The sequence below is a fragment of the Simplicispira hankyongi genome, assembly GCF_003570885.1.
GTDB lineage: Bacteria > Pseudomonadota > Gammaproteobacteria > Burkholderiales > Burkholderiaceae_C > Simplicispira > Simplicispira hankyongi.
The window spans coordinates 1-1,669 of the sequence record NZ_QXJC01000017.1; the positions used below are offsets into that span (position 1 = coordinate 1).

The 1,669-nt window shown below is 64.1% G+C and carries 1 protein-coding gene; it reads left to right on the top strand.

The genetic code is table 11. The features are described 5' to 3' along the window. Positions 1–282: 282 nt before the first annotated feature. A complete protein-coding gene (locus tag D3F03_RS17095; RefSeq protein WP_119110636.1) occupies positions 283–1,626 on the top strand; it encodes an IS110 family RNA-guided transposase in 1,344 nt (447 codons plus the stop codon). The last annotated feature ends 43 nt before the right edge of the window (positions 1,627–1,669 follow it).

The window sequence follows — 1,669 nt, forward strand, 5'->3', positions numbered from 1 at the left end:
GGGGTTAGCGAAGTAATCGGCCCGCCCGTGCCGCAAATCGTGCCGAAGAAACACGTGGCGTTGGCCTGCCGAATATGGCATGGTGGAACGCAGCACTGGCAAAGACCGAAGTAGCAATGGTGCACATTGCCCGCGGGTTAGCGTGGTCGTGGGCTGCGTCATCGACATTGGTGAGCTCGTGCCGAGCCGCTTGGGTCCGGCACAGGCATCCCGTTTGAGAGAGTGATCAAGACGACGTACCCGAGCCGGTGCCACGTTCCACTTCTCATGATGGAGGATGCCATGGCTCAACGCAAGCGGCCCACCACCCAGTCGGCCATCACCCTGACTCACCCCAATGCCGCTGGTATCGACATCGGCAGCGTCGCGCACTTCGTGGCCGTGCCGCCAGACCGCGACGATGAACCCGTGCGCGAGTTCGCCAGCTTCACCGCCGATCTGCACCGCCTGGCAGACTGGCTCGACGCCTGCGGCGTGGACACCGTGGCCATGGAGTCCACCGGGGTCTACTGGATTGCCTTGTACGAACTGCTCGAAGCGCGCGGTTTCACTGTGCTGCTGGTCAACGCCCGTCACGTCAAGAACGTCTCGGGCCGCAAGAGCGATGTGCTGGACTGCCAGTGGCTGCAACAACTCATGAGCTTTGGTCTGCTGCGCGGTGCCTTCCGCCCGGCTGATCAGGTCTGCGTGCTGCGCTCGCTCAGCCGCCAGCGCACCATGCTGCTGCGCAGCCAGGGCCGCTTCGTGCAGCACATGCAAAAGGCCCTGACCCAGATGAACATCCAGCTGGCCAATGTCATCTCCGACGTGGCCGGCGAGACGGGCCAGAAGATCCTGCGCGCCATCGTCGCCGGTGAGCGCGATGGCCTGGCTTTGGCCCGCCTGAAGAATTCGCGCATCCGCGCCAGCGAGGACGAGATCGCCAAGAGCCTGCAAGGCAGTTGGCGCGCCGAGCACCTCTTTGCCTTGAAGCAGGCCCTGGACGCGTTTGACTTCTGTGGCACCCAACTGGCCGAGTGCGACGCGCAGGTTCAGGCGCAGTTGCAGGCCCTGCATGTGCGCGAAGACGAACCGGCCCAAGGCAAGAAGCGCGGGCGCGCCCGCAATGCCCCCAAGTTCGATCTGCGCACCCAGCTCTTTCAGATGTGCGGTGTGGACCTCACCCGCATCGACGGCATCGACGTGACCACCGCGCTGGTGGTGGTCTCCGAGGTGGGCGCCGACATGTGCAAGTTCCCCAGCGACAAGCACTTCGCCTCCTGGCTGGGTTTGTGTCCGGGCACCAAGATCACCGGGGGCAAGGTCATGAGTGGCAAAACCAAGCGCTGCGCCAACCGCGCGGCCCAGGCGCTGCGGCTGGCGGCAGCGGCCCTGCGTTCGAGCCAGTCGGCGCTGGGTGCGTACTACCGGCGAATGTGCGCGCGCATGGACAAACCCAAGGCCGTCACGGCCGCTGCCCACAAGCTGGCCCGACTGATCTACGCCATGCTCACCCACGGGCAGGAATACACCGACCGGGGGCAGGATTACTTCGAGGAGCGCTACCGCCAGCGGGTCTTGCACAACCTCGCCCAAAAGGCCAAAGCCATGGGCATGCAGCTCGTGCCCTCCGACAACACCGCTTGAAAACACCATGAAAATCAATCAGTTATCTGGTGTTTCTTGAGAG